A 26,237-nucleotide genomic window follows, 5' to 3' on the forward strand; every position below is an offset into this window, starting at 1 on the left:
GGTGCAACGTCCCTCATGACCGGACCCGCCATGAAACGCTACGAAAAATTTGCCGATGACATCGCTGAACTGATCCGCTCCGGCATGCTCGGGCCGGGCCAGCGGGTGCCGTCGGTGCGCTACGCCAGCCAGACTTATGGTGTCAGTCCATCCACTGTGTTCCAGGCCTATTATCTGCTGGAGCGACGCGGACTCATCCGGGCCCGGCCGCGCTCCGGCTACTTCGTCAACAATCATGCGCCGCGCCCGTTCTGCGAACCTGTCATCAGCAACCAGGTGCACGAATCCACGGCAGTCGACGTCAGCGAACTGGTGTTTTCGGTGCTCGATTCGATCAAGGATCCCGCCACCGTGCCATTCGGCTCGGCGTTCCCCAGTCCCACGCTGTTTCCGCTACAGCGACTGTCCCGCTCGTTGTCCAGCGCCACCCGGGACATGGACCCGCGCGTGGTGGTCACCGACATGTCCCCGGGCAATCCGCAACTGCGCCGCCAGATCGCCTTGCGCTACATGATCGGCGGGCTGATGTTGCCCATGGAGGAACTGTTGATTACCAACGGTGCCCTGGAAGCCTTGAACCTGTGCCTGCAGGCCGTGACCGAGCCGGGCGACCTGGTGGCGATCGAAGCTCCCGCGTTCTACGCCAGCCTCCAAATACTGGAACGGCTGAAGCTCAAGGCCGTGGAAATTCCGGTTCATCCGCGTGACGGCATTGACCTGGAGGTACTGGAACAGACCCTCGCGCGCCATCCAATCAAGGCCTGCTGGTGCATGACCAGCTTCCAGAATCCCATGGGCGCGACCATGCCCGAAGCGCGCAAACAGGCGTTGGTGGAACTGTTGCGCCGACATCAGGTTCCGCTGATCGAGGACGACGTCTATGCCGAACTCTATTACGGCCAGCAGGCCCCCAAACCGGCCAAGGCCTTCGACACCGAAGGGTTGGTGATGCATTGCGGCTCGTTCGCCAAGAGCCTGGCCCCGGGTTATCGCATCGGCTGGGTCGCCGCCGGGCGCTACGCGCAGAAGATCGAACGGCTCAAGCTGATGACCTCGCTGTGCGCCTCGATGCCAGCCCAGGCCGCGATCGCCGACTACCTGCAACATGGCGGCTACGACCGGCACCTGCGCAAGTTGCGCTATGCCCTGGAAGAACAGCAGAGTGCGATGCTTGCCGCCATCGGCCGTTATTTCCCGGACCAGACCCGCGTCAGCCAGCCGGCGGGCGGTTACTTCCTCTGGCTGGAACTGCCGGAACAGATCGACTCGCTGAAGCTGTTCCAGATGGCATTGGCGCAAGGCATCAGCATCGCGCCCGGGCCGATCTTCTCACCGACCCGGCGCTTCAGGAATTGCATTCGGCTGAACTATGGCGGGCCTTGGACCGAAGTCTCGGAAAAAGCCATGGAGACGTTGGGGCGGATTGTTCGCTCGTTCTGAGCGCGATGTCGTCCTTGAGGTTGTCTTTGCGAGCAGGCTCGCACACAGGGACCGCGTTCAACATGTGGGCGAGCCTGCTCTCGAATAGGCGGCACTGACTACGAATGGCTGAAAATCAGCGCCCACCACCAAGGTCCACAAACGTCCCGGTCGCATACGAAGCCTTGTCCGACAGCAACCAGATGATCGCTTCGGCCACTTCGTCCGGACGCCCGCCCCGGGCCATGGGAATCGCCGATTCGAGTTTGCTGACCCGGTCCGGATCGCCGCTCAGGGCGTGGAAATCGGTGTAGATATAGCCCGGACGGACCGCGTTGACGCGAATGCCCTCGCCGGCGACCTCCTTTGATAGGCCGACGGTGAAGGTGTCCAGCGCTCCCTTGGAGGCCGCGTAGTCGACATATTCCGACGGTGCGCCCAAGCGGGCGGCAACCGACGAGACATTGACGATGCTGCCACCCTGCCCGCCATGCCGGGGCGACATGCGCAGCACCGCATGCTTGGCGCACAGGATCGGCCCCAACACATTGGTCTTCATGATCTTGAGGATGCGGAACTCGGACATTTCATCGAGCCGGGACTTGTGGGCGACCGTACCGGCGTTATTCACCAGGGCGGTGACGCGGCCCAGTTCGGCGTCAACGCGGTTGAACAGGCCGACCACCTCATCTTCGATGCTCACGTCGGCCCGCACCGCAATGGCTTGCGCGCCTTTGGCCCGGACCTGTTCGAGCACGTCCTGGGCCGCGTTTTCATCGGACTGGTAATTGATGCAGATCCGATAGCCCAGGTCGGCCGCCAACAGCGCCGTGGCCGCCCCGATCCCGCGTCCGCCACCGGTGATGACGATGACTTTATCCACGCTTGCTCTCCCGTTCCACGCAAACACGTCGGGCCCAAGAATAGCGTTGACCCGACGTTTTGCACAACGCGGCTCGCTTACCGGGGCGGTGGCACGCCCTAGCGGGCCAGTGCGCGCAGGTCCAAGCGCCCGTCCAGCAGCGGTGGGCACCAGTAATAGCCGCCGGTAATCGGCCGGCTCATGCGGTACAAGCCATCTGTGATGCCGTCTTCGAGGCCGCTCATGCGGCGCAGTTGCGCCTCGAATGCGTCCAGGGAGAAACCGAACGCCAGGAACATCAGGCCAGCACGATCACCTTCGATCCACGGCATGGAACGGCGTACGACGAAGGCCTCCGGGGCAAAGCTCTCCTGGGCAGTACGCTTGACGTGGGCCGACTCCGGCGCCTCTTCGATTTCTTCGTTGTCGCTCAGGCGCCGGCCCATGATGTTGTCGCGCTCATGGGGTTGCATCGCGGCAAATCCGTCCAGGTCGTGCTGCCATTGCTGGATCGCGGCGAAGCTGCCACCGCGCAATCCATCGACACCCTGGGCCAGGGCGGCAGCGATCGCCGCTTCATCGTGGGGGTTTTCGGTGCCATCTTCGTAGCCGGTCAGGTCATGGCCGGTCATATGGCGGAAGGTTTCGTTCATCTGCACCAGGCGCAGGGCCGGTGCCAGCGCCGCTTCAAGGGCGCGACTGCGGTGCATCAACTCGCCCCGGTCCTCGCCATGCAACCAGCACCAGAGCGCGTGCTGGGTCGACGGGTTATCCACGCCGACCCCGGCCAACGCAGGAAACGCCCGCAAGCCTTCAACCTGAGCCCCCAAGGCCTGCACCAGCGACTCACCGAAGCCGACAACCGCACGGCCATCCAACTGCAGCAACAACTTATCGATCGCAGCCGGCAGTGCCTCGACCGATTCCAGGGCAAAAAACAGATGACGAGCCTGAGGCGGAACAGGGGTGGCGAGAATGCCGGGCTGGTAGTAACTCATGGGAACTCCTTCAGAAAGAGCCGCGAGTTTACCCGGCGGCCGCCGCTTTGTGTCGTTTGGCTTGAGGCCTCGGGAAACCGAGCCATTTTGTGGGAACGCTCCCACAGCCCTGTGGGAGCACTCCGAAGCAAGCCTGCTGCCCATGGCTTCGGATTGCCGGGCAACCAAAAACGCCCTAGATTGACCATCCCTCAAGGAAGGCCAACGAGAGCTGTCCATCATGCACATCGCCAAAACGACACTTGCCGGGATTTTTTTCCTGTTCTGTGGGACGTCCGTGGGCTTTGCCCAGGAGCGCATTGAAGAAACGGTCAATGCAGTTATCCAGCCCCTGATGAAACAGCAGGACATCGCGGGCATGGCGGTGGCGATCATCCACAACGGCCAGCGGCAGTTTTTCAATTATGGCGTTGCCTCCAAGGACACCCGCAAGACCGTGACCGACCAGACCCTGTTCGAAGTCGGTTCAGTCAGCAAGACCTTTACCGCAACGCTCGGCGCCTATGCCCAGGCCCAAGGCAAGTTGCAACTGTCGGACTCCGTCGGCGGCCATGCCCCCGAATTGCGCGGCAGTGCCCTTGAAAACGTGCGCCTGCTGGACCTAGCCACCTACAGCGCCGGCGGCCTGCCTCTGCAGTTTCCCGATGATGCCGACCATCCCGACCGGATGTTCAGCTATTACCAGGCCTGGAAGCCCCTCTACCCGGCCAGCACCCAGCGGCTTTATTCGAACCCGAGCATCGGCCTGTTCGGCTATCTGGCGGCCCGAAGCCTGGGACAGCCTTTCGATGATGTCATGCAGCAGACATTGATGCCTGGGCTAGGTCTCAAGCGCAGCTACGTACGGGTTCCGCAAGATCAACTGGGTCGATACGCCCAGGGTTACGCGAAGGATGGCAAGCCCGTGCGCGTCGGACCTGGTGCCCTGGATTCCGAGGCGTACGGGGTAAAGACCAGCTCAGCGGACCTGATTCGTTTCGTCGAGGCCAACCTGCGACCGCAAACGCTGGACGAGCCCTTGAGACAAGCCATCGCCACGACCCATACGGGTTTCTATCGGGTTGGCCAGATGAACCAGGGCCTGGGCTGGGAGTTCTACCCCGCCCCGTTCACCCTGGAGGATTTGCTCGCCGGCAATACACCGCAGATGGCCCTGGCCCCACAAAAAGTCGAAGCGCTCAGCCCGCCCCGCCCGGCGCCGGACGGCAGCTGGATCAACAAGACAGGCTCAACCAACGGCTTTGGCGCCTATGCCGCGTTTGTGTCTGGAAAGGATTTGGGGATCGTGATCCTGGCGAACAAGAACTACCCGATCGAAGAAAGAATAAAGGCCGCGCACAAAATCCTGGCGGCCTTGGAACAGCAATGAGGTCCGCTTTTGGTGGCGCGGGAGCCTGCTCCCTCGCCACGCAAGCCCTTGTCGCTAGTCCTCGAGCGCCTTCGGCGCGGGCGCAGGTTTCGCCGCTTTACCCGGTTTGGCACCTTTTGCGTCTTTAGCGGGTTCGGGTTCCGGCGCTGGTGGCGGGGCTGGCACCACGGCTTCCTTTTCAGCAGAGGGCAATTTGTCGACGGTATCGAACAGCTCGCTCAGTTTGATCTCGCCGGAATGCTCAAGCTTCTTTTCCCCATCCTTGCCCACCAGGATGATCTTGGGCAGCGCACCGGCGCCCAGCTTGAGGGAACGGATCAGCGCCATGGTGCTTTGCGGGTCCAGATCCTTGCCATCCCGTTGCCCGATGGTGTTGAACACGGTGTAGAGCATCATGTTTCGTTGGGAAAATCCCTGCTTGCCCTCTGGCTTTTCAAGCTCTGCTTTCAACTTGGACCACGCAGGATCGACGGAGCTGGGCGCGATAATGATCAAGGGGCGGGTCTTGCCCACCTCCGCCACCAGGGGTGAGTCGCCGTCAGCGGCGAACAAGGGGCCGACGAAGGCCAGCAAGGTTGCGAAGGTCAACGACCGAATAAGCATGCGCCTCTCCTTTTGATATTTACGCTGTACTGATTGCACATGGCGGCGATTGTTCCGCGAGAGTCGCCCGATACCGCAGTTGCCTGCCCTGAAGCTTAGGCCACCGGCCCCATAGCGCAACCGCGTCACACCGGGTTCAAAGGCCGAACGGGAAGGTATCCTCTTCATGCTCCAGGGTGTGAGGCGTGGGCAGCGGCGTGACCGCTTCGGTCTGTTCGAACCAGAGCCAGGCGTCGAACTGCTCGGCCAGGACCGCTTCGAAATAATGGCTCTGGCGTTCGGTTTCAGGGCGGTAGATTACGCCAATGGCGCGTTCGAGCAGCGGCTCGGACAACGCGTCCAACAGTGCCTCGTCAGGACTTGCCCGCCAATCTGTCAGTGATGCGCGGACACCCGCCTGGAGAAATTCCCGCTCCCAACTGCCGGCCAATGCCGGCTGCACCTGCTTGATTTTCATCGGCGAGTCCCAGTCATCGGCCGCCGCCACGCTGCCATGGTCGGTCCCCATGCCCAGCAGCACCGCGTCGCGGCCGTAAGCCATGCGGCACAACTGGCCAATATTGAATTCGCCTTCCCAACCCATGCGCGTCGCCGCGGCATTGCCGATGTGGGAGTTGTGCGCCCAGACAATCGCTTTCGCATCGGGCCCGCGGTGTTCCAACAGGCTTTGCAGGGTGTCGAACATATGCCGGTCCCGCAGGTTCCAGGAAGACTTGCCGCCGCGATACATCGCTCGGTAGTACTGCTCGGCAGCACGCACCACCCGGGCATTCTGGATGGCGCTGAAGAAGCCTTCGTCATCCTTGATCAATGGATCGAGGCGTTCGGCGAGCAACGTGTTGAGCTGCTCGACCACCGCGTCCTCGCAGGTCGCCAGGTTGCCGCGCTCGGTAAAATGGCCGTAGAGCGCCGGTTCGTCGTGCCACGGCGTCAGGCAGCCATAACGATGCCGGGCATCACGGGCCAGATGGGGATGTGCCTTGTCGAGGTAGTTGAGCACCTCGTCGATGGAGTGCCGCAGGCTGTAGACGTCCAGCCCACGAAACTCCACGCGCCGAGCGTCCGGCTGCCCGAGGTTGTAGTCGCGCAGCCAGCGGACGAAGGACTGGACGTCCGTATTGCGCCACATCCAGCTTGGAAACCGAGCGAAAGCCTGCTGTTTCCAGGCCGAGGGGCCGAGATTGCGCACGCAGCGGTCGACTTGACCAGCATCGGGCCAGTCGGCTTCGACGGCCACAATCCCGAAGCCATGATGCTCGACCAGATGGCGGGTGATGGCGGCGCGGGTGCGGTAGAAATCATGGGTGCCATGGCTGGCTTCGCCGATCAGCACCACCTTGGCATCGGCGAAGCGATCAAACATCTCGCCAAAGGCCGGGCTGTCCTCGGCGGGCAACGGTTCGGCGTGATGACGCAGGATATCGGCAATGTCGGTGCGAGGTTCGGCGCGACGACGGCGCAGGCGTTGCAGCAGATCTCTGGCTGGGCTATTCATGGATCGAGGCCTCATCAGTACCTGGTTTACAGGTATGACTATCCCTAGCGCCCCATGACTCCGAGCAAATCAGAACGCCAGTTTGAAGCCGATCATCGCCAACATCACCGCCAGGCAAGGGCGCAGGAGCTCGTCGGAAATACGCCCCGACAAGTGGCTGCCCAGATAGATGCCCGGCAATGAACCGATCAGCAAGAAGCCGAGGATGTGCCAGTCCATGTTGCCCATGCTTGCGTGGCCCAGGCCGGCCACCAGGGTCAGCGGTACGGCATGGGCGATTTCGGTGCCCACCAAGCGCTTGGTAACCAGGAACGGATAGAGGATGAACAGCGCGACAGTGCCCAGGGCGCCGGCGCCGATGGAGGTCAACGCGACCATCGTGCCCAGCACCAACCCGGTGATCACGGTAAGGAGGTTGAGTCGCGAGCCGCTGGGATTGTAGTGGCCGCCGGCGCGGTCGTGGGCGAATTGCAACAGGCGCTTCTTGAACAAGATCGCCAGGGCGGTGGCAAACAGTACAAAGCCCAAGGCTTGCTTGATCACCGCGTTCATCGCGTCCGGCGAGCTGTTCAGGCTGCTGAGAAACCACAGGGTCAGCCCGACTGCCGGCACGCTGCCCAAGGTCAGCCAACCGGTGATGGCCCAGTCGATATTGCGGTTCTTGGCGTGAACCAACACGCCGCCGGACTTGGTGATGGCCGCGTACAGCAGGTCCGTGCCCACCGCCGTTGCCGGGTTGATGCCGAACCACAACAGAATGGGGGTCATGAGCGATCCGCCACCCACGCCAGTCATCCCGACGATGAAACCGACCACCAGGCCCGCTACGACTAAACCGACATTACCGAAATCCATCAAACCCGTCTCAGCACGACCGCGTGAAAAATCTGGCCGCGAGCATAGCGATTTTTCTTATAACCCCCCTATATCGATGTGATCTATCTTTATTCCATTATTCGCTACTGTACCGGCAGGAAATTCAGGAACAGCAGGCTCTGCGCGTAGTTCAACCCTATCCGTCGGTAGCGCTCGTCAAGCATCTGCGTCAACAGGTCCAGGCGTGCGACGATTTTCCCGAACTCGACGGCAAAGCTCAGGTTGCTGCCCTCCTCCGAAATTTCATTGGAAAACAGCACCGGCGTGCCGTCCTTGTTCTGCCGTTGGCCGAGCAGCCACGTTGCCTTCTCGATATTGCGCGCGGCGTTGCTGACAAAGCGCGGATCGATAGTGTCGGTCATGTAGAACTCGAGGCGGTTGCCGTGGGCCGTTACCAACATGCTGCCGATGGCGTAGATGAACGCACCGACGCGATCACCGAGAAATTCCGGACTCATGGCGTAACTCAAGGCCGCCAGGTCTTTTCTATTGCCCAGGGCCGGCAACGGCTGCTGTTGCTCGATGGCTTGGCGCACTTGCTTGACGGCGATGCGGGCATCCAGGAAGCCTGATTTGCGCAACTCTTCCGGGTTGCGCAGATAAAGCTTGTGCATCAGCAGATACAGGCTCTGCAAATTGTCGTGCATCGAGAGCGTGGCCATGCGGTCGACGCTGGTCTGCAAGAATTCCTGGGGCCTGGCGTTGCTGAACTGCGTGACGATGTCCTGGCCTTGCTGGTGGCTGCAGCCGCTAAGCAACAGCAACAGGCCCGCCAACAGCAAGCCGCAGCGTCGTGGCGACACCATCATGGAAAGTAAAACACCCATCGAATCTCGTCTGGACAGGGGGAAGCAGTGGGGCTCGCCGCTTCCTGGCCATGGATAGAGCGGGAAAAACCTTGAAAGTGCAGTGCCTTGGCGCAAAAGCTCACGCCTGGCTAAGGTTCGCCTCGATGAATTAGTCTTACTTTTTAATTGATAAATCCCAATTTATGGCTATAAATCCCTTCTCCACCCACAAATAGAAAGACTACTGAACAGAAAAACCTTCATCGCTGTCCGACCAAGTGACGGACTCGACCCGCGTTAAAACAACAACAAAACAACAGGAAGGAAGGTCACACTCATGCTTGAATCCAGACATCTGCTCACGGCCCTCGGAGTTTCTCTGATGATTGCCACCTCTTCCCAGGCCGCCGGCCTGACCAATGAACGCGTCGCCTTCGGCAAGACTGACGACGGCACGGCGGTTGAAAAATACATACTGCGCAACAGCCACGGAATCGAGGCGACGGTGATCACCTACGGCGGCATCCTCCAGTCGCTGATCGTGCCGGACAAAAATGGCATGACCACCGACATCGTCCTCGGCTTCGACGACGTCCAGGGCTACCAGAAGAACGGCAACGTGTATTTCGGCGCGACCATCGGCCGCTTCGGCAATCGCCTGGCTGGTGGCGCGTTCGAGCTGGACGGCAAGCGCTATCAGGTGCCGCAGAACGACAAGGACAATTCGCTGCACGGCGGGCCGCAAGGGTTCGACAAGCGCGTCTGGAAAGCCGAGGCGAGCAACGACAAGGACTCGGTCGGCGTGACCCTGACCTACCTGTCCAAAGATGGCGAGATGGGTTTCCCGGGTAACCTGAAGACTGACGTTACCTACAGCCTCAATGACAAAAACGAACTGCGCATCGACTACAAGGCCACCACTGACAAACCGACCGTGCTGAACCTGACCAACCACAGCTACTTCAACCTGGCAGGCGCAGGCAACGGCGACATCCTCAAGCAAGTCGCGACCCTGCACGCGTCCCGCTACACACCGGTGACCGCCAAGCTGATTCCCACCGGCGAACTGGCGCCAGTCGCCGGCACACCGATGGATTTCACCAAGCCCACCGCCATCGGCACGCACATCAAGGCGGATCATCCGCAGTTGAAATTCGCTGAACCGAAACAGGGTGGCTTCGATTTCAACTGGGTGCTCGATGCCAAGGGTGACGTGGGCAAACTCGCTGCCGATGTCCAGGATCCGCAGTCGGGACGGCGCCTGCAGCTGTACACCACCGAGCCGGGCGTGCAGTTCTACACCAGCAACTTCCTAGACGGCACGATCAAGGGCAAGCAAGGCAAGGTGTACCCGCACTGGGGCGCATTCACCCTGGAGACCCAGCATTTCCCCGACTCGCCCAACCAGCCGGATTTCCCGACCACGCGACTTGATCCGGGCCAGACCTACACCCAGACCATGGTGCTGAAGTTTTCGGCCGAATAATCTCCTGCAACCGATCGTTCCCGCCTTTCGCGCGGGAGCGATCAAACCTGAACGCCTGGTCTATCCTGCTGCCACAGCTTTCTCGATCAGCACGACAGGAGACGTGAATGAAAACTCTGGAATTGGCCGGCGTATCCGTTCCGGTAATCGGCCAGGGCACTTGGCGCCTGGGTGAAGAACCGTCCCATCACAAGAAGGAAGTGGCTGCCCTGCGCTTGGGTATCGAGCTGGGCATGACCCTGATCGACACCGCCGAAATGTACGCCGAGGGTGGCGCCGAAAAAATCGTTGGCGAAGCGATCACCGGGCTGCGCGACCAAGTGTTCCTGGTGAGCAAGGTCTACCCCCACAACGCCAGCCGCAAAGGCGTCCCGTTGGCTTGCGAACGCAGCCTGCGGCGGCTCGACACCGATTACATCGACCTCTACCTGCTGCACTGGCGCGGCCAGTATCCTTTGGAAGAAACCGTCGAAGCGTTCGAGCGCCTGCGCGAAGAAGGCAAGATCGGGCGCTGGGGCGTGTCGAACTTTGACGTCGACGATATGGAGGAACTGGCATCGCCGGCCTGCGCCACCAACCAGGTGCTGTACAACTTGCAAGAACGCGGCATCGAATTCGACCTGCTGCCCTGGAGCCAACGGCAACACATGCCGATCATGGCTTACTGCCCGGTTGGCCAGGGCGGACATTTGCTAAAGGATCACACCGTGCAGCAAATCGCCGAGCGCCACCGTGCAACGCCGGCACAGATCGCCCTGGCCTGGCTGGTGCGCCAGGACAACGTCATCGCCATTCCCAAGGCCACACAGCCTGAACATGTACGCCTGAATGCCGAGGCGGCGAATCTGCAACTTGAGTCCCAGGATCTGGCGGCGCTGGACCTGGTGTTCCCGAAGCCTGATGGGAAGCAGCGGTTGGCGATGGTTTAGTTTCCCTACGAGGGTTGGGCACCACCCACGGCTCTTGCCTGGTGGCTATAACAGGGAACTAGAACAACCCCATCTGCCCGCCAATCAACGTCGAGAAATCATCGTCGACAAACGGCAGGATCGCATCCGCCACTGGCTGTAGCTGCTTGGTCACGTAATGGTCGTAATCGATCGGCGCACTACGGGTTTCCAGCGGCTCGGGACCGGCGACGGTGATCACGTAGCTGATCCAGCCTCCGTTCTGATACTGCCGGGGCCGCCCCTGGCGTTCATTGAACGCGTCGGCGAGCCGCGCCGCCCGTACGTGGGGCGGCACGTTGCGTTCGTAGTCATCCAGGGGCCGGCGCAGGCGCTTGCGGTAGACCAGGCGTTCATCGAACGCACCGGCCAGCGTCTGCCGCACATAATCGCGCACGTAATCCTGATAGGGCTGTCGATGGAAGATCCGTCCGTACAGCTCCTGCTGGAACTGGCGGGCCAGCGGCGACCAGTCGGTGCGCACGGTCTCCAGGCCTTTGTAGATGATTTCATCGCTGCCGTCGGCACGGGTCACCAGGCCGGCGTAGCGCTTCTTGCTGCCCTCCTCCGCACCGCGGATGGTCGGCATCAGGAATCGCTTGAAATGAGTTTCGAATTGCAGCTCCAACGCGCTCTCGAGCCCGAACTCTTCACGTACCTGCTCGCGCCACCAATGGTTGACGTAAGCCACCAGTTCGCGGCCGATCACCGCGGCCTCTTCCTGGCCGTGGGGGCGGCGCAACCAGACGAAGGTTGAATCGGTGTCGCCGTAGATCACCACGTGCCCCCGGGCCTCGATCAACTGCCGGGTGCGCTGCATGATTTGATGACCGCGCAGTGTGATGGACGACGCGAGGCGCGGGTCGAAGAAGCGACAGCCACTGGAGCCGAGTACGCCATAAAACGCGTTCATGATGATTTTCAGCGCCTGGGACAACGGTGCATTGTGTTCACGCTTGGCAGTTTCCCGGCCTTCGGCAACCCGCGCCACGATTGACGGCAGGCAATGTCGGGTACGAGAGAACCGCGCCCCGCGAAAGCCCGGGACCGATTCATGATCGCCTGGATGACGAAGCCCTTCGATCAAGCCCACCGGGTCAATCAGGAAGGTGCGGATAATCGAGGGATACAGGCTCTTGTAGTCGAGCACCAGCACCGACTCGTAGAGCCCCGGTTGCGAATCCATGACAAACCCGCCAGGGCTGGCCTCGGGCGGACGCTGGCCGAGGTTCGGCGCGACAAAGCCCTGGCGGTGCATCAGCGGCATGTACAGGTGCGTGAACGCCGCCACCGAGCCTCCGCTGCGATCCGCCGGCAGGCCGGTGACACTGGCGCGCTCCAGCAAGAATTCCAGCAGATCGGTCTTGGCGAAGATCCGCGTGACCAATTCGCAGTCCTTGAGGTTGTAACGGGCAAGGGCCGGCTTGTCCTCTGCAAACATGCGATTGATCTCGTCCATGCGTTGGTACGGGTTGTCGATGGACTTGCCTTCGCCCAGCAGGGTTTGCGCGACGTTTTCCAGGCTGAAAGACGGGAAGCTCCAGGTCGCCGAACGCAAGGACTCGATCCCGTCGATGATCAATCGGCCGGCCGCCGAGGCGAAGAAGTGATTGTTGCGAGCGCCATGTTCACGCCATTGCATTTCCTCACCGCCACGCCCCAGCCGCAACGGTACGGCCAGCCGGCGGGCATGCTCGTGCAGCACGCGCAAATCGAACTGCACCAGGTTCCAGCCGATGATTGCGTCGGGGTCGAAGCGGGCGAACCACTCGTTGAGTTTCTTCAACAGCAGCGTTCGGGACTCGCAGTACTCAAGCCGGAAATCTACGTTGCTATCATCACCATTCGGCGGCCCGAGCATGTAGACCTGGCGTTCGCCACAGCCTTCCAGGGCGATGGAATACAACTCGCCTTGGGCGGTGGTTTCGATGTCCAGGGACACCAGTCGTAGCGGCGGCCGGTATTCGTGGGCCGGTTTCATCTGGGCGTCGAGCAGCAGGCCATCGGCCGTTGGCGTGCCGCCGAACCAGACCGGGGCGGTGATGAAGCGCTCCATCAGGTAGCGCTCCGGTGGCCGGATGTCGGCTTCGAACACCTCCACGCCGGCGCGCCGCAGCGTAGCGTCCAGGCGCATCAGCTGGGCATGTTGTCGGCAATACAGGCCCAGCACCGGGCGGTGCTCGAAATCCAGCAGGTCCAGGGGACGCAGTTCGACCTCTTTTTCGCCCTGCAACAGCGCTTCGGCCTGGCCACGCTGGACCTGCGGCACAAACGCCACCGACGGCTGCAACGGCAGGCGCACGCGCCGGGGGCCGGCATCGGTCGCCAGCCAGAACTCGACTTCGGTGCCCGCCGGGGTGTCGCGCCAATGCCGGGTGAGGACGAAGCCCTGCTGTAGATCCACCGCTAAAACCTCGAAACCTGGATGTCACGCATTCTACCCGTGGCGCGCGCGCTCATCCCACCGAGATCTGTTTCACGCGCGATGACGCTTTTGGACGACTGACTGCCGCTTTATCGCTTGCCCTTCGCCGTTGGGTCTACGATTCTTTAACCACCCGCAAAAAACGACATCTGAGGCCTCCCATGAAAACCGTCGCGCAGTTGCTCCGGATAAAAGACGAGAAGAACCAGCAAGTGCACACCATTTCACCGGACGACATGGTTTTGCAGGCCCTGATGCGCATGGCCGAGAAAAACGTCGGTGCCTTGCTCGTGGTCAAGAACGACGAAGTGCTGGGCATCATCAGCGAGCGTGACTATGCGCGCAAAATGGTCTTGCACGGGCGCTCCTCGGTGGGCACGAAAGTGAGCGATATCATGGTCTCCCCTGTCGTTACCATCGATCCACACCAGAACGTCGAGACCTGCCTGAGCATCATGACCGAAAAACACCTGCGGCATTTACCAGTGGTGGAGGACGGCAAGCTCGTCGGCCTGTTGTCCATCGGCGACCTGGTAAAAGAGGCCATCGCCGAGCAGGCGGACCTGATCAGACAACTGGAGCAATACATTCGCGGCGAATGATCGCTCGGGCGGGTTGCTCATTTGCGACTCACTTCTATATTGAAAGAGTTGCCCTTCCGAGCATCCCCATGGCCGCTACCGAACGACTGATCATTTGTGAACATTGCGATGCGGTGTACGAGCCTGTCGAGCTCGTCCCGCATCAAAAAGCTTCGTGCGTGCAATGCCATGCCGTGATCCAGCGCTACAACGGCCTGACCATCGAACAGCGCCTGGCCCTGACCATTACCGCTGCCGTGCTGTGGGCCTTCGCCAACGTCTATCCGGTGATGAGCATCCGCCTCCAGGGCCTTAGCAACAGCGCGACCTTGTGGGATTCCGTCGTTGCCCTTAGCCAAGGGCCCATCACCTTCATCGCCCTGGTCGCCGCGGTCGCGATCATCATTGCCCCAGCCTTTCAACTGGCCCTTTTGCTTTGGGTGCTGGGCTACGCCTACTCCAATCGGCGGGCACCGGCTTTCAACCTGTGCATGCGCAGCCTGGAAACCCTGCGTCCGTGGAGCATGCTGGAGGTATGCCTGCTGGGGGCGTTGGTCGCAGTGATCAAGCTTGCCGGGTTGCTGGATGTACTGCCCGGCATCGGCCTGTTCGCCCTGGCAGCCTTGAGCCTGCTGATGATCCGTATTGCCGGCCGCGATGTCCGCGATCTTTGGGACACCCTGTGAACGGCCCACCGCCGGGCAACCCGCCCCAGGCCAGTGACCTTAACCTGTGCCTGTGCCACAGCTGCGGCCTGGCTTGCGACATGAGCGACGAGCCCGAGACCTGCCCGCGATGCGATGCGCCGCTGCACCGGCGCAAGCCCGACACCCTGGCCCGCACGTGGGCCTATATGCTGGCGGCGCTGGTGTTCTACATCCCGGCCAACCTGTTGCCGGTCATGAATACCCAGATGCTCGGCGATGGCGCGGACAGCACGATCATCAGCGGCGTCGTCGAGTTCTGGCACAGTGGCGCCTGGGACATAGCCCTGATCATCTTCATCGCCAGCATCGCCGTGCCAGGGATAAAGTTCGTCGTCCTGACGCTGCTGCTGGTGACCGTGCAGCGGCGCAGCACCTGGGCCCAGGTCCAGCGAGCGAAGCTGTATCGGTTGGTCGAGGTCATCGGCTACTGGTCGATGCTCGATGTGCTGGTCGTCGCACTGGTGGCGGCACTGGTGAAATTCCAGGCCTTGAGCGACATCGAACCGCGACCGGGAATCTTGTTCTTCGGCCTCGTGGTGCTGTTTACCATGCTGTCGGCCATGAGTTTCGATCCACGGCTGATCTGGGATACCCAACCATCCGAGGAGGTCATGGATGAAGCCACAAGCCACTGATGGACAGCCCGCACCGGGCCGGGCCCACGTCACCCGCCGTCGCTGGTCGGTGTCGCTGGTGTGGATCGTGCCGATCATCGCCGTGCTGATCGGGGTGTCCCTGGTGGTCCATAACTGGCTCCAGGAAGGCCCGACCATCACCATCACCTTCAAGACAGGCGAGGGCCTGACCGCGAACAAGACCCCGGTCAAGTACCGCAACGTAGTGATTGGCCAGGTGACCGACGTGCAACTGAGCGCCGACCAGAAAAACGTGACCGCCACCGTCAAGCTCGCCAAGACCGCGGACACGTTCACCCATGAAGACTCGGTGTTCTGGGTAGTCCGGCCGCGCATCGGCGCGGGCGGTATCTCCGGGATCGATACCTTGCTGTCCGGGGATTTCATCGGCGCCGACGCCGGCCATTCGACGGTGCGCGCCAAGTCCTTCACCGGGCTGGAGGCCCCGCCTCCCATCACTTACGGCGAACCGGGCAAGCGCTTTACCCTGCACTCCCAGGACCTCGGTTCGCTGGACATCGGCTCGCCGGTGTACTTGCGCAAGATCCCGGTGGGCCAGGTGGTTTCCTATGCATTGGACGCCGATGGCAAGGGCGTCAATATCGAAGTGTTCATCAATGCGCCGAACGATGCCTATGTCACCGAGAACACCCGTTTCTGGAACGTCAGCGGTGTCGACGTAAACGTCGGTGCCAACGGTTTCGCGGTCAAGACCGAATCCCTCTCTGCCCTGCTGGTCGGCGGCATTGCCTTCCGGGCCCCGGAGTACAGCCCCAACGACACTCCCGCCGCTGAAAACAAGAATTACGAACTGTTCGCCGACCAACAGAGCGCCCTCGCCCCGCCCAGCGGCAAGGCGCAATACCTGGCTTTACGCTTCGACCAGGCTTTGCGCGGCTTGCGCGTCGGTGCCCCGGTGGAATTCCTCGGCATCGAGATCGGCCGGGTGGTCTCCATGAATCTGGACTTCGACGAGAAGCAGCGCTCGTTTCCCGTCAATGTCGGCATCGTGATCTACCCTCAATTGCTGGGCAAGGCTCATGAAAAGCTGCTCAAGACGCTCAATCACAATCCGGAAGACGAAGCCGCGGCCGCCCGGCTGGTCGGCAGTTTCGTCGAGCGGGGGCTGCGCGCCCAGGCGCGCAGCGGCAATCTGCTGACAGGGCAGTTATACATTTCCCTGGATTTCTACCCCAAGGCGGAAAAGGTCGCCTTCGATCCGGCAGCACGCCCCCTGCGGATCCCGACGATTCCGGGCAGCCTGCAGCAGCTGCAGGAACAACTGCAAACGGTGGTCGAGCGCATCAACAAGCTGCCGCTGGAAAGCATCGCCAGCAATCTGGACGGCAACCTCGTGGAACTGCGCAAAGGCCTGTCGCAGTTCAACAGCAAGACCCTGCCGGGCGTACAAAGCACCCTGCAGGACGTGAGCAAGACCTTGCAGTCGGCGAACTCGACGTTGGCCGAAGATTCGCCCCAGCGTGAACAACTGACCCAGACCCTGGACGACCTGGGCCGCATGTCGCGATCGCTGCGCGAGCTGTCCGACTACCTTGGCCGGCACCCTGAATCGCTGCTTCGCGGCCGTCCGAAGGACGCGCCGGCGCAGAACCTGACTTTTCCGGTGAAAGAATGATGACAGGAGCACGCTTGATGCCGCTGACGCTGAAGTCTTCATTGATCGCCCTGGCGCTGTTGCTTGGTGCCTGTCGCAGCGATCCCATTCACTATCACACCCTGAGCCCGGTCAACCCGGCGGGCCAGGCACGCGTGGGTGCGGATATCCAGATCGAGCAACTCAGTGTCCCGCCGCAAGTGGATCGCACCCAGATGGTGGTGCGCCAGGGCGAGAGTGGGCTGGCCATCCTCGAAACCGAATGGTGGGGCTCAAGCCTGGCCGATGAACTGCGCAGCAGCCTGGACGAGCAACTGAGCAACCCCGGCACGCCAAAGCGATTACTGCGGGTGGAGGTGCAGCGCTTCGACTCGATTCCCGGTCGGTATGCCCGCATGGACGTGCAGTGGCGGCTGCGCACCCTTGGCAGCGATGCCCAGGCCCTTACCTGTCGCAGCAGCCTGCAAACACCGGCCACGGGCAGTATCGATGACTTGGTAAAGGGCCATCAGAACAACGTCCGCCGATTCGTCGACCTAGTCGGGCAAGCGGCATCGCGCAACACCTGCCCTTGATTCAATCGGGCCAATGCAGTGAAAGCACGGGCGCAACTCGCGGGTGACGATCGATGCGCTCCAGCAAGGCAAAGAATTGCGGGCGGGCGCTGAGCATCGCTTCCCGGGTTTCGACCCATTTCGTGATCACCGCCGCCAGGATATCCAGCGCCCCGGGCTCGGCCCCGCCGAGGAACGGCGTGGCTGGAAACTGGTCGGCAAACAACGCCCAGTTGCGATACAGGCGCTGTTTCGTGCCGGCCACCAATCGTTCCCGTGCGACCTCATCCGCGTCAGGCAGCCAGCGCCGGGGAAAATCGATAATGCCAATGGGCGTGTAGCAATTGGCGGCGATATAGACCAGGCCGCGTATGCCCTGCGCGCGCTGGGCCGGGTCCTGCGGCAGCAGTTTCGATTCAGGGAACGATAACCCCAGGTGAATCAGGATCGCTGCCGCCTCGGTCAGGACCGAGCCGTCTGGCAACAGCAGGGTCGGTACCTGTTTTTGCGGATTCAACGCCTCGAGTTCTTTCGCCGCGTCGTTGTCCTCGGTCGAATAGGTATCCACACGACGATAAGGCACGCCGCAGATGTTCAGGGCGACCTCGACCGCCGCGGAGCCGGACTGGCTGTGGCCGAATAATTGATACATGGACTTGCCTCCTGAAAAGGGACTCTGCCGGTAGAGCTCGCCGTCCCATGAGTGTTCCATCAATCTGACTGCCCCTCCCCCCGACGAGGTATCACCGCCGTCGATGTTCACCATCACGTCAATGAAGTTCTCATGCTCCCTGCCCGGCGCAACAATGGCCCCACACAAACAACACCCCCCGGAGCACACCATCATGAAACGCCAAATCATCCTCAGCTTCGCTTTCTCGGTACTGGCAGCCAACGTATTCGCCGCCTCTTCCCAACCAGTCATTGCCGAAGGTGGTTCCGACCGCCTGATCGAAAACCGCGTCGCCGAAGGCGGTGCTGATCGCCTGCTGGAACGCCGCGTCGCCGAAGGTGGCTCCGATCGCCTGCTGGAGCGCCGCGTCGCCGAAGGTGGCTCCGATCGCCTGCTGGAACGCCGCGTCGCCGAAGGTGGCTCCGATCGCCTGTTGGAACGCCGCGTCGCCGAAGGTGGCTCCGATCGCCTGTTGGAACGCCGCGTCGCCGAAGGTGGCTCCGACCGCCTGCTGGAACGCCGCGTCGCCGAAAATGGCTCCGACCGCCTGGCTCAGAACCGTGCATGAGTGGCGTTACCGCGATGCCTGACGCGCTTCTAAATGACCTTCAATATGAGTCATGGCGAGGACACCCCCTCGCCATGACGGTCCAACCCACTTGCAAGTCATCCCCCTGAAAGCCCGGCCTCAACCGCCGGGCTTTTTCATGGCCAACGGTTTTAGCGCCCAGAAGCCCGCGCCATGCACCGCTGATAGCGCTCATCCACGCGCTTGGCGAACCATGCGGTGGTCAGTTTTCGAGTGATCTTCGGACTCTTGAGCACGATGCCCGGCAGCACCGCCCGAGGCAGCGGCTTGCCCTCGGCCTTCTCAGCCAGTTCGAATACCCGCTTGTAGAGCTTGCTGTCTTCGAACGCGAGGCTGTCACCCAACTCCAGCTGATCGCGGATGGTCGGGTTGCGCATTCCCAGCGACTTGCCCAAGGTGCGCACCGCCAGTTCCGTGCTGCCCGGCATGATCGAATCATGCAGGATCAAATCGCCATCCAGCGCCAGGGAAATGCCCGAAGCGCGACTCACTGCATGCTGGAACGCCGCGTTGCGACTGGCGTACCACCCCGCGTTGAAGTCGGCGAATCGGTACAGCGGTTCGGTGTAGCTCACCGGATAGCCCAGCAAATGGGCAATGCCGAAATACATGCCGCCCCGACGGCTGAACACTTCCCGCCGAATCGAACCATCAACCGTGTAGGGATAATTGCGCGCATTGGCTTGGGCGAACGCGATACTGACCTGCATCGGGCCACCCGTGTGCACCGGGTTGAAGCCGTCGAACAGCGTCTTGCCCAGCGGCACCATGCTGATGAAGTCATCGAAGATCGCACTGAGTTCTTTCTCGCTTCGCGCCGCGTCGAGGCGGTCGCTGTAGCTTTTGCCATTGGGCGATCGTACCTGGAGCGCACCGCTGACGAGGAATCCGGGAATGTGCACCTTGGCCGCGCGACGATCGATTTCCTGCCGGGCGATCTTGCCCAGTCCCGGCACGGCGGGATCGGCCTGGAAAGTCGACTCCTGTTCGGTCACCGCCAGCACCGAACAGATGTTCTGCGTCGTCGTTGGGATCTGCTGCGCGGAAAAGGCCACGTAGATGTCCGTGGCCCAGCCTGCCCGATCAGCAGTCTTGGCTGGCATCAACCGAACGATCTGCGCCTTGACTTCGCCAGGCTGGCGCTCAGGTTCCTGGGCCTGGCGAGTGCCGCAGCCGGCCAGGGCCAGCAAGGCGACCAGGCTGGTCGTCAAATGATTGAGTTGCATGGTGCTCCATCAAATCCATTGTTCGGGAGCAACCATACGACCAAAAGCCGGCAGAAATCCAATGTCGCAGCGAGCTTGCCCGCACCAGCAACGGACCGTGCCCGGTCAGATCCCACTCAACGCCAGGTCCATCGCAAAGTAGGTGAAGATCAAATCCGCCCCGGCCCGCTTGATCGCGCCAAGGCTTTCACGCACCACGCGGGCTTCGTCGATGGCGCCGGCCTGGGCGGCGAACTTGATCATCGCGTATTCGCCGCTGACCTGGTACGCCGACAAAGGCAGGTTCGAGGCCTGGCGAATGTCGCGAATGATGTCCAGGTAGGCTCCGGCGGGCTTGACCATCAGCGCATCGGCGCCTTCCTGCTCGTCGAGCAAGGACTCGCGCAAGGCTTCGCGACGGTTCATCGGATTCATCTGGTAGCTCTTGCGGTCGCCCTTCAACGCGCTGCCGCCGGCTTCGCGGAACGGGCCATAGAGCGCCGAGGCGAATTTGGTGGAATAGGCCATGATGGCCGTCTGGGTGAAGCCCGCGTTGTCCAGGGCCTTGCGAATGGCCTGGACTTGCCCGTCCATGGCCGCCGACGGCGCAATGACATCGGCCCCGGCACGCGCTGCCGCCACGGCTTGCTTGCCCAGGTTGACCAGGGTGCGGTCGTTATCCACTTCATGGCCGTGCAGCACGCCGCAATGGCCGTGATCGGTGTATTCGCAGAAGCAGGTATCGGACATCACCACCATTTCCGGCACGGCATCCTTGCAGATCCCGGCCATGCGCGACACCAGCCCCCGCTCGCTCCACGTGTCGCTGCCGTCGCTGTCCAGATGATGAGACACGCCAAAGGTCATTACGGACTTGATACCCGCACGGGCGTAACGCTCGATCTCGCCGGCCAGTTTCGATTCGGGGATGCGCATCACGCCCGGCATGCTCTTGATCGGCACAAAATCGTCGATTTCTTCCTCAACGAAAATCGGCAGGACCAGATCATTAAGGGTGAACTCGGTTTCCTGGAACAGGCTGCGCAAGCTCGCGTTGCGGCGCAGACGGCGTGGACGTGCTTCGGGGAACTGGCTGGACATGGGACTCCGGGGGCAGGTTTGGATCACGAGGAAAAGCTTATGCCCTGGCCGGCCAGGGCACAAACGTCGGTGGAAAAACAGAGTATTACCGCCTGGGCAATAATCCACTCACAAGGTCAGCGAGCCATTGATGCAAGTCACCACTGCGCCGCCAATCCAGACCTCATCGCCAATCTGCTCGACATGAATCCGCCCGGCACGCCCCATCGTGACCCCTTGGCTGACCACGTAAGAGGATGGCGCCAACTGCTTGCCCAGCATCCACTGGGCGAGCCCGGCGTTCAGGCTGCCCGTGGCAGGGTCCTCCGGCATGCCATCGCCCGCGATAAAACCGCGCACTTCGAATTGCGCGTCGGTGCCGTCCACCGCTGGGTTCCAAGGCGCGACAACGCCCACGGCCAGATCTTGCAATTGCTGATAATCAGGCTTGAGGGTCAAGACCTGCTGGCGGTCCTTGAGCATCAAGGCCAACCAACCGGCGCCGTTGTCGACCCACTGCGCTTGGACAATCGCCTCGGCCGCGAGACCCAGCCCCTTGCGCACCCGCTCGCGTACTTCAAACTCCAGCGGGCCGGACTTGAGCAAGGGCGGCGCGAGAAAGGCCAGCCCGTATTCGCTGCGGCGAACCCTGACCAGCCCAACGCCACATTCCTGCACGATTTCCTGCCCTTTCGGCACGCCCCCGGCTTCCAACCATGCATGGCAACTGCCCAGGGTCGGGTGCCCGGCGAACGGCAGTTCGGTCGATGTGGTGAAGATACGCACCCGGTAATCGGCTTCCGGGTGCTGGGGCGCCAGTACAAACGTGGTCTCGCTGAGGTTGGTCCAATTGGCAAACGCAGCCATGCGTTCATCACCCAAGCCATCGGCCCCCAGCACTACCGCCAGCGGATTGCCCTTGAGTGACGCTTCGCTGAACACATCCAACTGCTTGAAATCGAACCGACGGGGCATTGTCATTGTGGAATCTTCAAGCCGCGAGCCACCGCCGGCCGCGCCAGGAAACGCTCCAACACCCGTGTGACATTGGGAAAATTCTCGATACCCACCAGGTCACCCGCCTCATAGAACCCAAGCAGGTTGCGCACCCATGGAAACGTCGCGATATCGGCGATGGTGTAGCGCTCGCCCATGATCCAGTCCCGGTCTTGCAGACGGCCATCGAGGACGTTGAGCAGGCGTTTGCTTTCCTCGACATAACGGTCGCGCGGTCGCTTGTCCTCGTAATCCTTGCCGGCAAATTTGTTGAAGAACCCCAGCTGTCCGAACATCGGCCCGATCCCACCCATCTGGAACATCAGCCACTGGATCGTCTCGTAGCGCGCCGCCGATTCCTGGGCGAGCAATTGACCGCTCTTGTCCGCCAGGTAGATCAGGATCGCCCCCGACTCGAACAACGCCAGCGGCTGATCCCCAGGACCATGAGGATCGAGAATCGCCGGAATCTTGTTGTTGGGATTGAGCGACAGAAACTCGGGCGATAGCTGATCGTTGCTGCCGAAATCGACCTTGTGAGGCTCGTACGGCAGGCCGATCTCTTCGAGCATGATCGAGACCTTCACGCCGTTGGGGGTTGGCAAGGAATAGAGCTGGATCCACTCCGGGTACTGGGCAGGCCATTTTTGGGTGATGGGGAATGAGGTCAGGTTGGGCATGAGCTGGATTCCAAGTATCAGCCAGAAAGCAGAAGCATAAATCAGCTGATCCAGCTTTGGGCCATCGCCTTTTCTTAAATCCGCAATATCGCGTAGCTAACATTCGCGTCATTACCTGGAGGGATGCTGTAAGGCCAGGATCGAACCAACGGGCGGAAACGGACTCAGAGAACTGCCCCGAGGAATCGAAGCGGCGTAACGACAAGGAAAAACACCCAAGCCCACAGGCTTCGCGGTGCCGAGGTTTGTCAGCCTGAATCGAGACCATCGAAGACGTCTATCCCATGATGAACCCACAGAGATTCACCCCGTACTTCAAACGCCGTTCGTGGCTGGTACTGCCGACGCTGCTTGTGATCTGCGGATTGGTGTTGTCGCTGGAGTCGAGTGTCAGCCGCGCCCAGCCAGTCGACGGAGTCCAGACACTGGTGTTCCTGCGTCACGCCGAGAAACCTGCCGCAGGCTTGGGGCAACTCAACTGCCAGGGCCTCAACCGCGCCATCGACCTGGCGACCCTATTGCCGGAAAAATTCGGCAAGGCCGACTATGTATTCGCCGCCAACCCGACCCGAAATGTGGAGGAAGGTGAGCTGGACAACTCCTACAGCTATATCCGCCCGTTGATGACCATCAGTCCCAGCGCCATCAAGCTGGGTTTGCCGGTAAACATCGAATATTCCGCCAATGACACCCGTGACCTGGCCGACGAACTGATGGACGACAAATACCACAACTCCACCATCTACACTGCCTGGTCCCATGGCTACCTGCCTGACCTGATCAACGAGGTCGCAGGTGAAGCGCTGGGCAAGCGGCATACGATTACCGACGACTGGGCGTCGAGCGATTTCGATTCACTGTACGTACTGACCCTGACCTGGCACAACGGCAAGGCCAGCCTCACCAGCCAGAGCTATAAGCAAGGGTTGGATAACGGGCAGGAGACGTGCCCGACGTAAGCAACAGGCCACTTCTATCGACTGAACTTGTGCGAGCCCGCTCGCGAAAGCGGTTTTTCGGTCATTGAAGTGGTGCCCGCACTGACCTCCTCGCGAGCAGGGGCTCGGTTCAGGATGGCGCCCTACCCGCCCCGACCTGCACGCTCGCGCAGGTATTGCAACACCGCCGCCTGCTCCCCGGCGAACTCGATGCGCCCGCCCTTCTTTTCCCGCTGGAATACATACATCGGGTCGTAATATTCGCGCAGCAAGCCTTCGATCCAGTCGCGATGCAAATCGACGGCTCCGGTATTGGCTTGCTCGGCCAGGGCCGCTTCCATGATGTCCATCAATCGCCGATGACGGTCGCCACCCAGGCGCCTGTGAATGTTGTCGAGGCTCGACAGCAGTCGTTCGGAAAACAGCGAGAAGCCTTCGTCGCCATGCACATCGATGAATTCGGCGCAGAGGTTGATCACATAATCGCGCAGGATTCGCTCGACTCGCCGCTCCAGGCTGTCTTCCAGCCAGACCATCGGCACCTGCTGCATGCGTTGGTACAACGGCAGCGGGACGGCACAGCTGCCCACCATCCGGCTTTCGTCTTCCAACACGAAGTGCTCGATGCCGGCAGCGCGCTTCTTCAGCACATCCACCGCCAGCAGGTTTTCGAAATCGATGTTGGAGGGCTGCCCGGTGGCGCGCTTGCCGAAGCTTGAACCGCGATGGTTGGCATAGCCTTCCAGGTCCAGGGCGTTGGACAGTTGCGCCAGCACTTCGGTCTTGCCCGTGCCGGTCATGCCGCCCAACAAGACCAGGTCGCACTGGGCGGCGGCCTGCTCGACGGTATCGAGCAGGAAGGTCCGCATGGCCTTGTAGCCACCACCGACCCGGGGATAATCGATGCCGGCTTCATCCTTGAGCCACTGCTGGACAATTTGCGAGCGCAAGCCGCCACGGAAGCAATAAAGCACCCCGTCGGGATGGGAACGGGCGAATTCGGCCCAGGCCTGGATGCGTCGGGCCTTGGTGTCGCCGCTAACCAACTGATGCCCCAGGACGATGGCGGCTTGCTGCCCCTGCTGTTTGTAGCAGGTGCCGACGCGCTGCCGTTCGATGTCGGTCATCAAGGGCAGGTTGACCACGCCGGGAAACGCACCCTTGTGAAATTCAATGGGCGCGCGGGTGTCCATCATCGGACGATCGTTGAGGAAGATGTCGCGGTAATCGGTAATGTCATGGGGCATCAAGACACCTCGACCGCGTGGCTCTGTCGCTCGACCAGTTCGCCAATCGGCTCCAGCGCAAGGCCCAGCTCGACGGCGACCCGCAGGAACTCCTCCTCGCCTTCTGGCGTGACGGCAATCAGCAGGCCGCCGCTGGTCTGCGGGTCGCACAGCACGCGCTTGTGCAGTTCCTGGACACGGCCGACCTTGCTGGCGTAACTGTCATAGTTGCGCAGCGTGCCGCCCGGCACGCAGCCCTGGTCGAGGTAGTACTCGACGCCCGGCAAGCGCGGTACCGCGTCGTAGCGGATGCGTGCGGTGAGCTGGCTGCCATCGGCCATTTCCACCAAATGTCCGAGCAAGCCGAAACCGGTGACATCGGTCATTGCGGTCACCCCGTCGAGTTTGCCGAAACGGCTACCCGGCTTGTTGAGCGTGCACATCCAATCCCGGGCCAGGCCGACGTCGGCAGCGCGCAATTTACCTTTCTTTTCCGCAGTCGTGAGGATGCCGATGCCCAGGGGTTTGGTCAGGTACAAGCGGCAACCCGCGATGGCGGTGTCGTTGCGCTTCATGTGGCGTTTTTGCACGAGGCCGGTGACCGCCAGGCCAAAAATCGGCTCTGGCGCATCGATCGAATGCCCGCCCGCCAACGCGATACCCGCCTCGTCACACACCGAGCGGCCACCGCGAATCACTTCCCGGGCGATTTCCGGCGCCAGTACGTTGACCGGCCAGCCGAGGATCGCAATCGCCATCAGCGGGTCGCCGCCCATGGCATAGATATCACTGATGGCATTGGTGGCGGCGATGCGTCCGAAGTCAAACGGATCGTCGACGATCGGCATGAAGAAGTCGGTGGTCGAGACCACCCCGCGCTCGTCGTCGATGGCATACACGGCCGCATCGTCCCGGGAGGCGTTACCTACCCACAGCTTGGGGTCAAGGTTCTGCGCACCGCTGCCGGCCAGGATCACCTCCAGCACCTGGGGCGAAATCTTGCAGCCGCAACCGGCACCGTGGCTGTACTGGGTCAGGCGAATCGGCTCGCTCATGGGCATACCTCTCGTAAGTCAAGGTCGGCGATTCTACCAGCAACGCCCGCCGTCCACCGCCAGTGGCGATCATTCGCCGCGCATCCGACGGAATTTTTCCGATGTCGCACGACTCACTTGAACAATAGCCGAGCCTTCACCGGGAGATTGCCGATGGACCCAAACCCAGCCGCAGACACTCATCTTGATTACGGTCTCGACACGCTGTTCGGTCGCGAGACCAAAAGCGTCGATTGCCAGTTCGAAGTCAAGCGCCTCGATGATGGCGAGCCGCCGTGGTTTGCCCTGCATGTATTCCCGCCGTTGCCAGAAGACCTGACCAAAGCCCAGATCGTGGTGTTCAGCGCCGAGGGTCGGCGAATGAGTGGCATCGTCCGACGTACCGAGCGCTTGGCTGATGACAGCCTGCAATTGGACGTCGAGCCGGACTGAGCC

Annotated in this window: 26 protein-coding genes; 12 read left to right on the top strand and 14 right to left on the bottom strand. The window is 61.6% G+C overall.

Going from position 1 to position 26,237, the window contains the following annotated elements:
* The first annotated feature begins 30 nt into the window (after nt 1-30).
* Nucleotides 31-1,440 (top strand): GntR family transcriptional regulator MpaR, encoded by a 1,410-nt coding sequence (mapR, locus tag VQ575_RS16365; protein ID WP_325917974.1) that lies wholly within the window; start codon nt 31-33, stop codon nt 1,438-1,440.
* A 115-nt stretch (nt 1,441-1,555) separates the two neighbouring features.
* Here mapR and VQ575_RS16370 read toward each other — a convergent pair whose 3' ends face one another.
* Together VQ575_RS16370 and VQ575_RS16375 are read right to left on the bottom strand one after the other, a co-directional pair.
* Nucleotides 1,556-2,302 carry an SDR family oxidoreductase gene (locus tag VQ575_RS16370; protein ID WP_039589211.1) on the bottom strand — a complete coding sequence of 249 codons (747 nt, stop codon included), beginning with the start codon at nt 2,300-2,302 and terminating at the stop codon, nt 1,556-1,558.
* Nucleotides 2,303-2,400: 98 nt separating this feature from the next.
* Complete coding sequence (locus VQ575_RS16375; protein ID WP_039589210.1) at nt 2,401-3,279, bottom strand: Dyp-type peroxidase; 879 nt, start codon at nt 3,277-3,279, stop codon at nt 2,401-2,403.
* 220 nt (nt 3,280-3,499) lie between these two features.
* Here VQ575_RS16375 and ampC point away from each other — a divergent pair, with 220 nt between their 5' ends.
* The gene (ampC, locus tag VQ575_RS16380; RefSeq protein ID WP_325917976.1) at nt 3,500-4,648 is read left to right on the top strand and encodes a class C beta-lactamase; all 1,149 of its coding nucleotides are present in this window, start codon (nt 3,500-3,502) and stop codon (nt 4,646-4,648) included.
* Nucleotides 4,649-4,702: 54 nt separating this feature from the next.
* Here ampC and VQ575_RS16385 read toward each other — a convergent pair whose 3' ends face one another.
* The 4 genes from VQ575_RS16385 to VQ575_RS16400 all read right to left on the bottom strand — a co-directional run bounded on the left by VQ575_RS16385 (nt 4,703) and on the right by VQ575_RS16400 (nt 8,431).
* Nucleotides 4,703-5,251, bottom strand: a complete 549-nt coding sequence (locus tag VQ575_RS16385; protein ID WP_039589208.1) for a DUF4174 domain-containing protein — start codon at nt 5,249-5,251, stop codon at nt 4,703-4,705.
* Between the two features lie 136 nt (nt 5,252-5,387).
* Complete coding sequence (locus VQ575_RS16390; protein ID WP_325917978.1) at nt 5,388-6,746, bottom strand: erythromycin esterase family protein; 1,359 nt, start codon at nt 6,744-6,746, stop codon at nt 5,388-5,390.
* Nucleotides 6,747-6,815: 69 nt separating this feature from the next.
* Nucleotides 6,816-7,601, bottom strand: coding sequence for a sulfite exporter TauE/SafE family protein (locus tag VQ575_RS16395; RefSeq protein WP_045156451.1), 786 nt, complete (start codon nt 7,599-7,601; stop codon nt 6,816-6,818).
* A gap of 104 nt (nt 7,602-7,705) precedes the next feature.
* Nucleotides 7,706-8,431, bottom strand: a complete 726-nt coding sequence (locus tag VQ575_RS16400) for a hypothetical protein (protein WP_045156452.1) — start codon at nt 8,429-8,431, stop codon at nt 7,706-7,708.
* A 316-nt stretch (nt 8,432-8,747) separates the two neighbouring features.
* On the opposite strand from VQ575_RS16400, the gene VQ575_RS16405 reads away from it, so the two are divergent.
* Nucleotides 8,748-9,896, top strand: coding sequence for an aldose epimerase family protein (locus tag VQ575_RS16405; protein ID WP_039589204.1), 1,149 nt, complete (start codon nt 8,748-8,750; stop codon nt 9,894-9,896).
* A 107-nt stretch (nt 9,897-10,003) separates the two neighbouring features.
* Nucleotides 10,004-10,825, top strand: coding sequence for an aldo/keto reductase (locus VQ575_RS16410; RefSeq protein WP_039589203.1), 822 nt, complete (start codon nt 10,004-10,006; stop codon nt 10,823-10,825).
* A 58-nt stretch (nt 10,826-10,883) separates the two neighbouring features.
* On the opposite strand, the gene VQ575_RS16415 is transcribed toward VQ575_RS16410, so the two are convergent.
* Nucleotides 10,884-13,247, bottom strand: coding sequence for a DNA polymerase II (locus VQ575_RS16415; RefSeq protein ID WP_325917979.1), 2,364 nt, complete (start codon nt 13,245-13,247; stop codon nt 10,884-10,886).
* 182 nt (nt 13,248-13,429) lie between these two features.
* On the opposite strand from VQ575_RS16415, the gene VQ575_RS16420 reads away from it, so the two are divergent.
* The 5 genes from VQ575_RS16420 to VQ575_RS16440 all read left to right on the top strand — a co-directional run bounded on the left by VQ575_RS16420 (nt 13,430) and on the right by VQ575_RS16440 (nt 17,381).
* Nucleotides 13,430-13,870 (top strand): CBS domain-containing protein, encoded by a 441-nt coding sequence (locus VQ575_RS16420; protein ID WP_039589201.1) that lies wholly within the window; start codon nt 13,430-13,432, stop codon nt 13,868-13,870.
* A gap of 68 nt (nt 13,871-13,938) precedes the next feature.
* Complete coding sequence (locus VQ575_RS16425) at nt 13,939-14,535, top strand: paraquat-inducible protein A (protein WP_045156455.1); 597 nt, start codon at nt 13,939-13,941, stop codon at nt 14,533-14,535.
* A complete protein-coding gene (locus VQ575_RS16430; RefSeq protein ID WP_039589199.1) occupies nt 14,532-15,191 on the top strand; it encodes a paraquat-inducible protein A in 660 nt (219 codons plus the stop codon). Before VQ575_RS16425 ends, VQ575_RS16430 begins: the two co-directional genes overlap by 4 nt.
* On the top strand, nt 15,172-16,827 hold the full coding sequence (locus tag VQ575_RS16435; protein WP_325917980.1) for a PqiB family protein: 1,656 nt from the start codon (nt 15,172-15,174) through the stop codon (nt 16,825-16,827). Before VQ575_RS16430 ends, VQ575_RS16435 begins: the two co-directional genes overlap by 20 nt.
* A gap of 17 nt (nt 16,828-16,844) precedes the next feature.
* Nucleotides 16,845-17,381: a PqiC family protein gene (locus tag VQ575_RS16440; RefSeq protein ID WP_325917981.1), complete on the top strand. Its 537-nt coding sequence runs from the start codon at nt 16,845-16,847 to the stop codon at nt 17,379-17,381.
* Nucleotide 17,382: 1 nt separating this feature from the next.
* On the opposite strand, the gene VQ575_RS16445 is transcribed toward VQ575_RS16440, so the two are convergent.
* Entirely contained in the window at nt 17,383-18,012 is a 630-nt protein-coding gene (locus tag VQ575_RS16445) for a glutathione S-transferase family protein (protein ID WP_039589196.1), read from the bottom strand.
* A 193-nt stretch (nt 18,013-18,205) separates the two neighbouring features.
* Here VQ575_RS16445 and VQ575_RS16450 point away from each other — a divergent pair, with 193 nt between their 5' ends.
* The gene (locus VQ575_RS16450) at nt 18,206-18,601 is read left to right on the top strand and encodes a phage infection protein (RefSeq protein WP_325917982.1); all 396 of its coding nucleotides are present in this window, start codon (nt 18,206-18,208) and stop codon (nt 18,599-18,601) included.
* Between the two features lie 152 nt (nt 18,602-18,753).
* On the opposite strand, the gene VQ575_RS16455 is transcribed toward VQ575_RS16450, so the two are convergent.
* The 4 genes from VQ575_RS16455 to VQ575_RS16470 all read right to left on the bottom strand — a co-directional run bounded on the left by VQ575_RS16455 (nt 18,754) and on the right by VQ575_RS16470 (nt 22,583).
* Nucleotides 18,754-19,848 (bottom strand): DUF1615 domain-containing protein, encoded by a 1,095-nt coding sequence (locus VQ575_RS16455; RefSeq protein ID WP_325917984.1) that lies wholly within the window; start codon nt 19,846-19,848, stop codon nt 18,754-18,756.
* 105 nt (nt 19,849-19,953) lie between these two features.
* Nucleotides 19,954-20,928: a porphobilinogen synthase gene (gene hemB / locus VQ575_RS16460; RefSeq protein ID WP_039589193.1), complete on the bottom strand. Its 975-nt coding sequence runs from the start codon at nt 20,926-20,928 to the stop codon at nt 19,954-19,956.
* A gap of 108 nt (nt 20,929-21,036) precedes the next feature.
* On the bottom strand, nt 21,037-21,882 hold the full coding sequence (locus VQ575_RS16465; protein WP_325919896.1) for a PhzF family phenazine biosynthesis protein: 846 nt from the start codon (nt 21,880-21,882) through the stop codon (nt 21,037-21,039).
* Between the two features lie 2 nt (nt 21,883-21,884).
* Complete coding sequence (locus VQ575_RS16470) at nt 21,885-22,583, bottom strand: glutathione binding-like protein (RefSeq protein WP_325917985.1); 699 nt, start codon at nt 22,581-22,583, stop codon at nt 21,885-21,887.
* Nucleotides 22,584-22,867: 284 nt separating this feature from the next.
* On the opposite strand from VQ575_RS16470, the gene VQ575_RS16475 reads away from it, so the two are divergent.
* Entirely contained in the window at nt 22,868-23,542 is a 675-nt protein-coding gene (locus VQ575_RS16475) for a histidine phosphatase family protein (protein WP_325917987.1), read from the top strand.
* Nucleotides 23,543-23,664: 122 nt separating this feature from the next.
* Here the strand turns inward: VQ575_RS16475 and mnmH are convergent, their stop codons facing one another.
* On the bottom strand, nt 23,665-24,768 hold the full coding sequence (gene mnmH / locus VQ575_RS16480; RefSeq protein WP_325917989.1) for a tRNA 2-selenouridine(34) synthase MnmH: 1,104 nt from the start codon (nt 24,766-24,768) through the stop codon (nt 23,665-23,667).
* Nucleotides 24,768-25,802, bottom strand: a complete 1,035-nt coding sequence (selD, locus tag VQ575_RS16485; RefSeq protein ID WP_045156460.1) for a selenide, water dikinase SelD — start codon at nt 25,800-25,802, stop codon at nt 24,768-24,770. Before selD ends, mnmH begins: the two co-directional genes overlap by 1 nt.
* Before the next feature lie 153 nt (nt 25,803-25,955).
* Between selD and VQ575_RS16490 the strand changes: the two genes are divergently transcribed.
* Nucleotides 25,956-26,234: a hypothetical protein gene (locus VQ575_RS16490; RefSeq protein ID WP_325917991.1), complete on the top strand. Its 279-nt coding sequence runs from the start codon at nt 25,956-25,958 to the stop codon at nt 26,232-26,234.
* Nucleotides 26,235-26,237: the final 3 nt, after the last annotated feature.

Source organism: Pseudomonas frederiksbergensis (assembly GCF_035751725.1).
Taxonomy (GTDB): domain Bacteria; phylum Pseudomonadota; class Gammaproteobacteria; order Pseudomonadales; family Pseudomonadaceae; genus Aquipseudomonas; species Aquipseudomonas frederiksbergensis_A.

What these genes read in the sequence shown, in the direction of transcription:
- mapR (WP_325917974.1), top strand. Translation starts at nt 31, where the DNA reads ATGAAACGCTACGAAAAATTTGCCGATGACATCGCTGAACTGATCCGC.
- VQ575_RS16375 (WP_039589210.1), bottom strand. Translation starts at nt 3,279, where the DNA reads ATGAGTTACTACCAGCCCGGCATTCTCGCCACCCCTGTTCCGCCTCAG.
- ampC (WP_325917976.1), top strand. Translation starts at nt 3,500, where the DNA reads ATGCACATCGCCAAAACGACACTTGCCGGGATTTTTTTCCTGTTCTGT.
- VQ575_RS16385 (WP_039589208.1), bottom strand. Translation starts at nt 5,251, where the DNA reads ATGCTTATTCGGTCGTTGACCTTCGCAACCTTGCTGGCCTTCGTCGGC.
- VQ575_RS16390 (WP_325917978.1), bottom strand. Translation starts at nt 6,746, where the DNA reads ATGAATAGCCCAGCCAGAGATCTGCTGCAACGCCTGCGCCGTCGTCGC.
- VQ575_RS16395 (WP_045156451.1), bottom strand. Translation starts at nt 7,601, where the DNA reads ATGGATTTCGGTAATGTCGGTTTAGTCGTAGCGGGCCTGGTGGTCGGT.
- VQ575_RS16400 (WP_045156452.1), bottom strand. Translation starts at nt 8,431, where the DNA reads ATGATGGTGTCGCCACGACGCTGCGGCTTGCTGTTGGCGGGCCTGTTG.
- VQ575_RS16405 (WP_039589204.1), top strand. Translation starts at nt 8,748, where the DNA reads ATGCTTGAATCCAGACATCTGCTCACGGCCCTCGGAGTTTCTCTGATG.
- VQ575_RS16410 (WP_039589203.1), top strand. Translation starts at nt 10,004, where the DNA reads ATGAAAACTCTGGAATTGGCCGGCGTATCCGTTCCGGTAATCGGCCAG.
- VQ575_RS16420 (WP_039589201.1), top strand. Translation starts at nt 13,430, where the DNA reads ATGAAAACCGTCGCGCAGTTGCTCCGGATAAAAGACGAGAAGAACCAG.
- VQ575_RS16425 (WP_045156455.1), top strand. Translation starts at nt 13,939, where the DNA reads ATGGCCGCTACCGAACGACTGATCATTTGTGAACATTGCGATGCGGTG.
- VQ575_RS16435 (WP_325917980.1), top strand. Translation starts at nt 15,172, where the DNA reads ATGAAGCCACAAGCCACTGATGGACAGCCCGCACCGGGCCGGGCCCAC.
- VQ575_RS16440 (WP_325917981.1), top strand. Translation starts at nt 16,845, where the DNA reads ATGCCGCTGACGCTGAAGTCTTCATTGATCGCCCTGGCGCTGTTGCTT.
- VQ575_RS16445 (WP_039589196.1), bottom strand. Translation starts at nt 18,012, where the DNA reads ATGTATCAATTATTCGGCCACAGCCAGTCCGGCTCCGCGGCGGTCGAG.
- VQ575_RS16450 (WP_325917982.1), top strand. Translation starts at nt 18,206, where the DNA reads ATGAAACGCCAAATCATCCTCAGCTTCGCTTTCTCGGTACTGGCAGCC.
- VQ575_RS16455 (WP_325917984.1), bottom strand. Translation starts at nt 19,848, where the DNA reads ATGCAACTCAATCATTTGACGACCAGCCTGGTCGCCTTGCTGGCCCTG.
- hemB (WP_039589193.1), bottom strand. Translation starts at nt 20,928, where the DNA reads ATGTCCAGCCAGTTCCCCGAAGCACGTCCACGCCGTCTGCGCCGCAAC.
- VQ575_RS16465 (WP_325919896.1), bottom strand. Translation starts at nt 21,882, where the DNA reads ATGCCCCGTCGGTTCGATTTCAAGCAGTTGGATGTGTTCAGCGAAGCG.
- VQ575_RS16470 (WP_325917985.1), bottom strand. Translation starts at nt 22,583, where the DNA reads ATGCCCAACCTGACCTCATTCCCCATCACCCAAAAATGGCCTGCCCAG.
- VQ575_RS16475 (WP_325917987.1), top strand. Translation starts at nt 22,868, where the DNA reads ATGATGAACCCACAGAGATTCACCCCGTACTTCAAACGCCGTTCGTGG.
- mnmH (WP_325917989.1), bottom strand. Translation starts at nt 24,768, where the DNA reads ATGCCCCATGACATTACCGATTACCGCGACATCTTCCTCAACGATCGT.
- selD (WP_045156460.1), bottom strand. Translation starts at nt 25,802, where the DNA reads ATGAGCGAGCCGATTCGCCTGACCCAGTACAGCCACGGTGCCGGTTGC.
- VQ575_RS16490 (WP_325917991.1), top strand. Translation starts at nt 25,956, where the DNA reads ATGGACCCAAACCCAGCCGCAGACACTCATCTTGATTACGGTCTCGAC.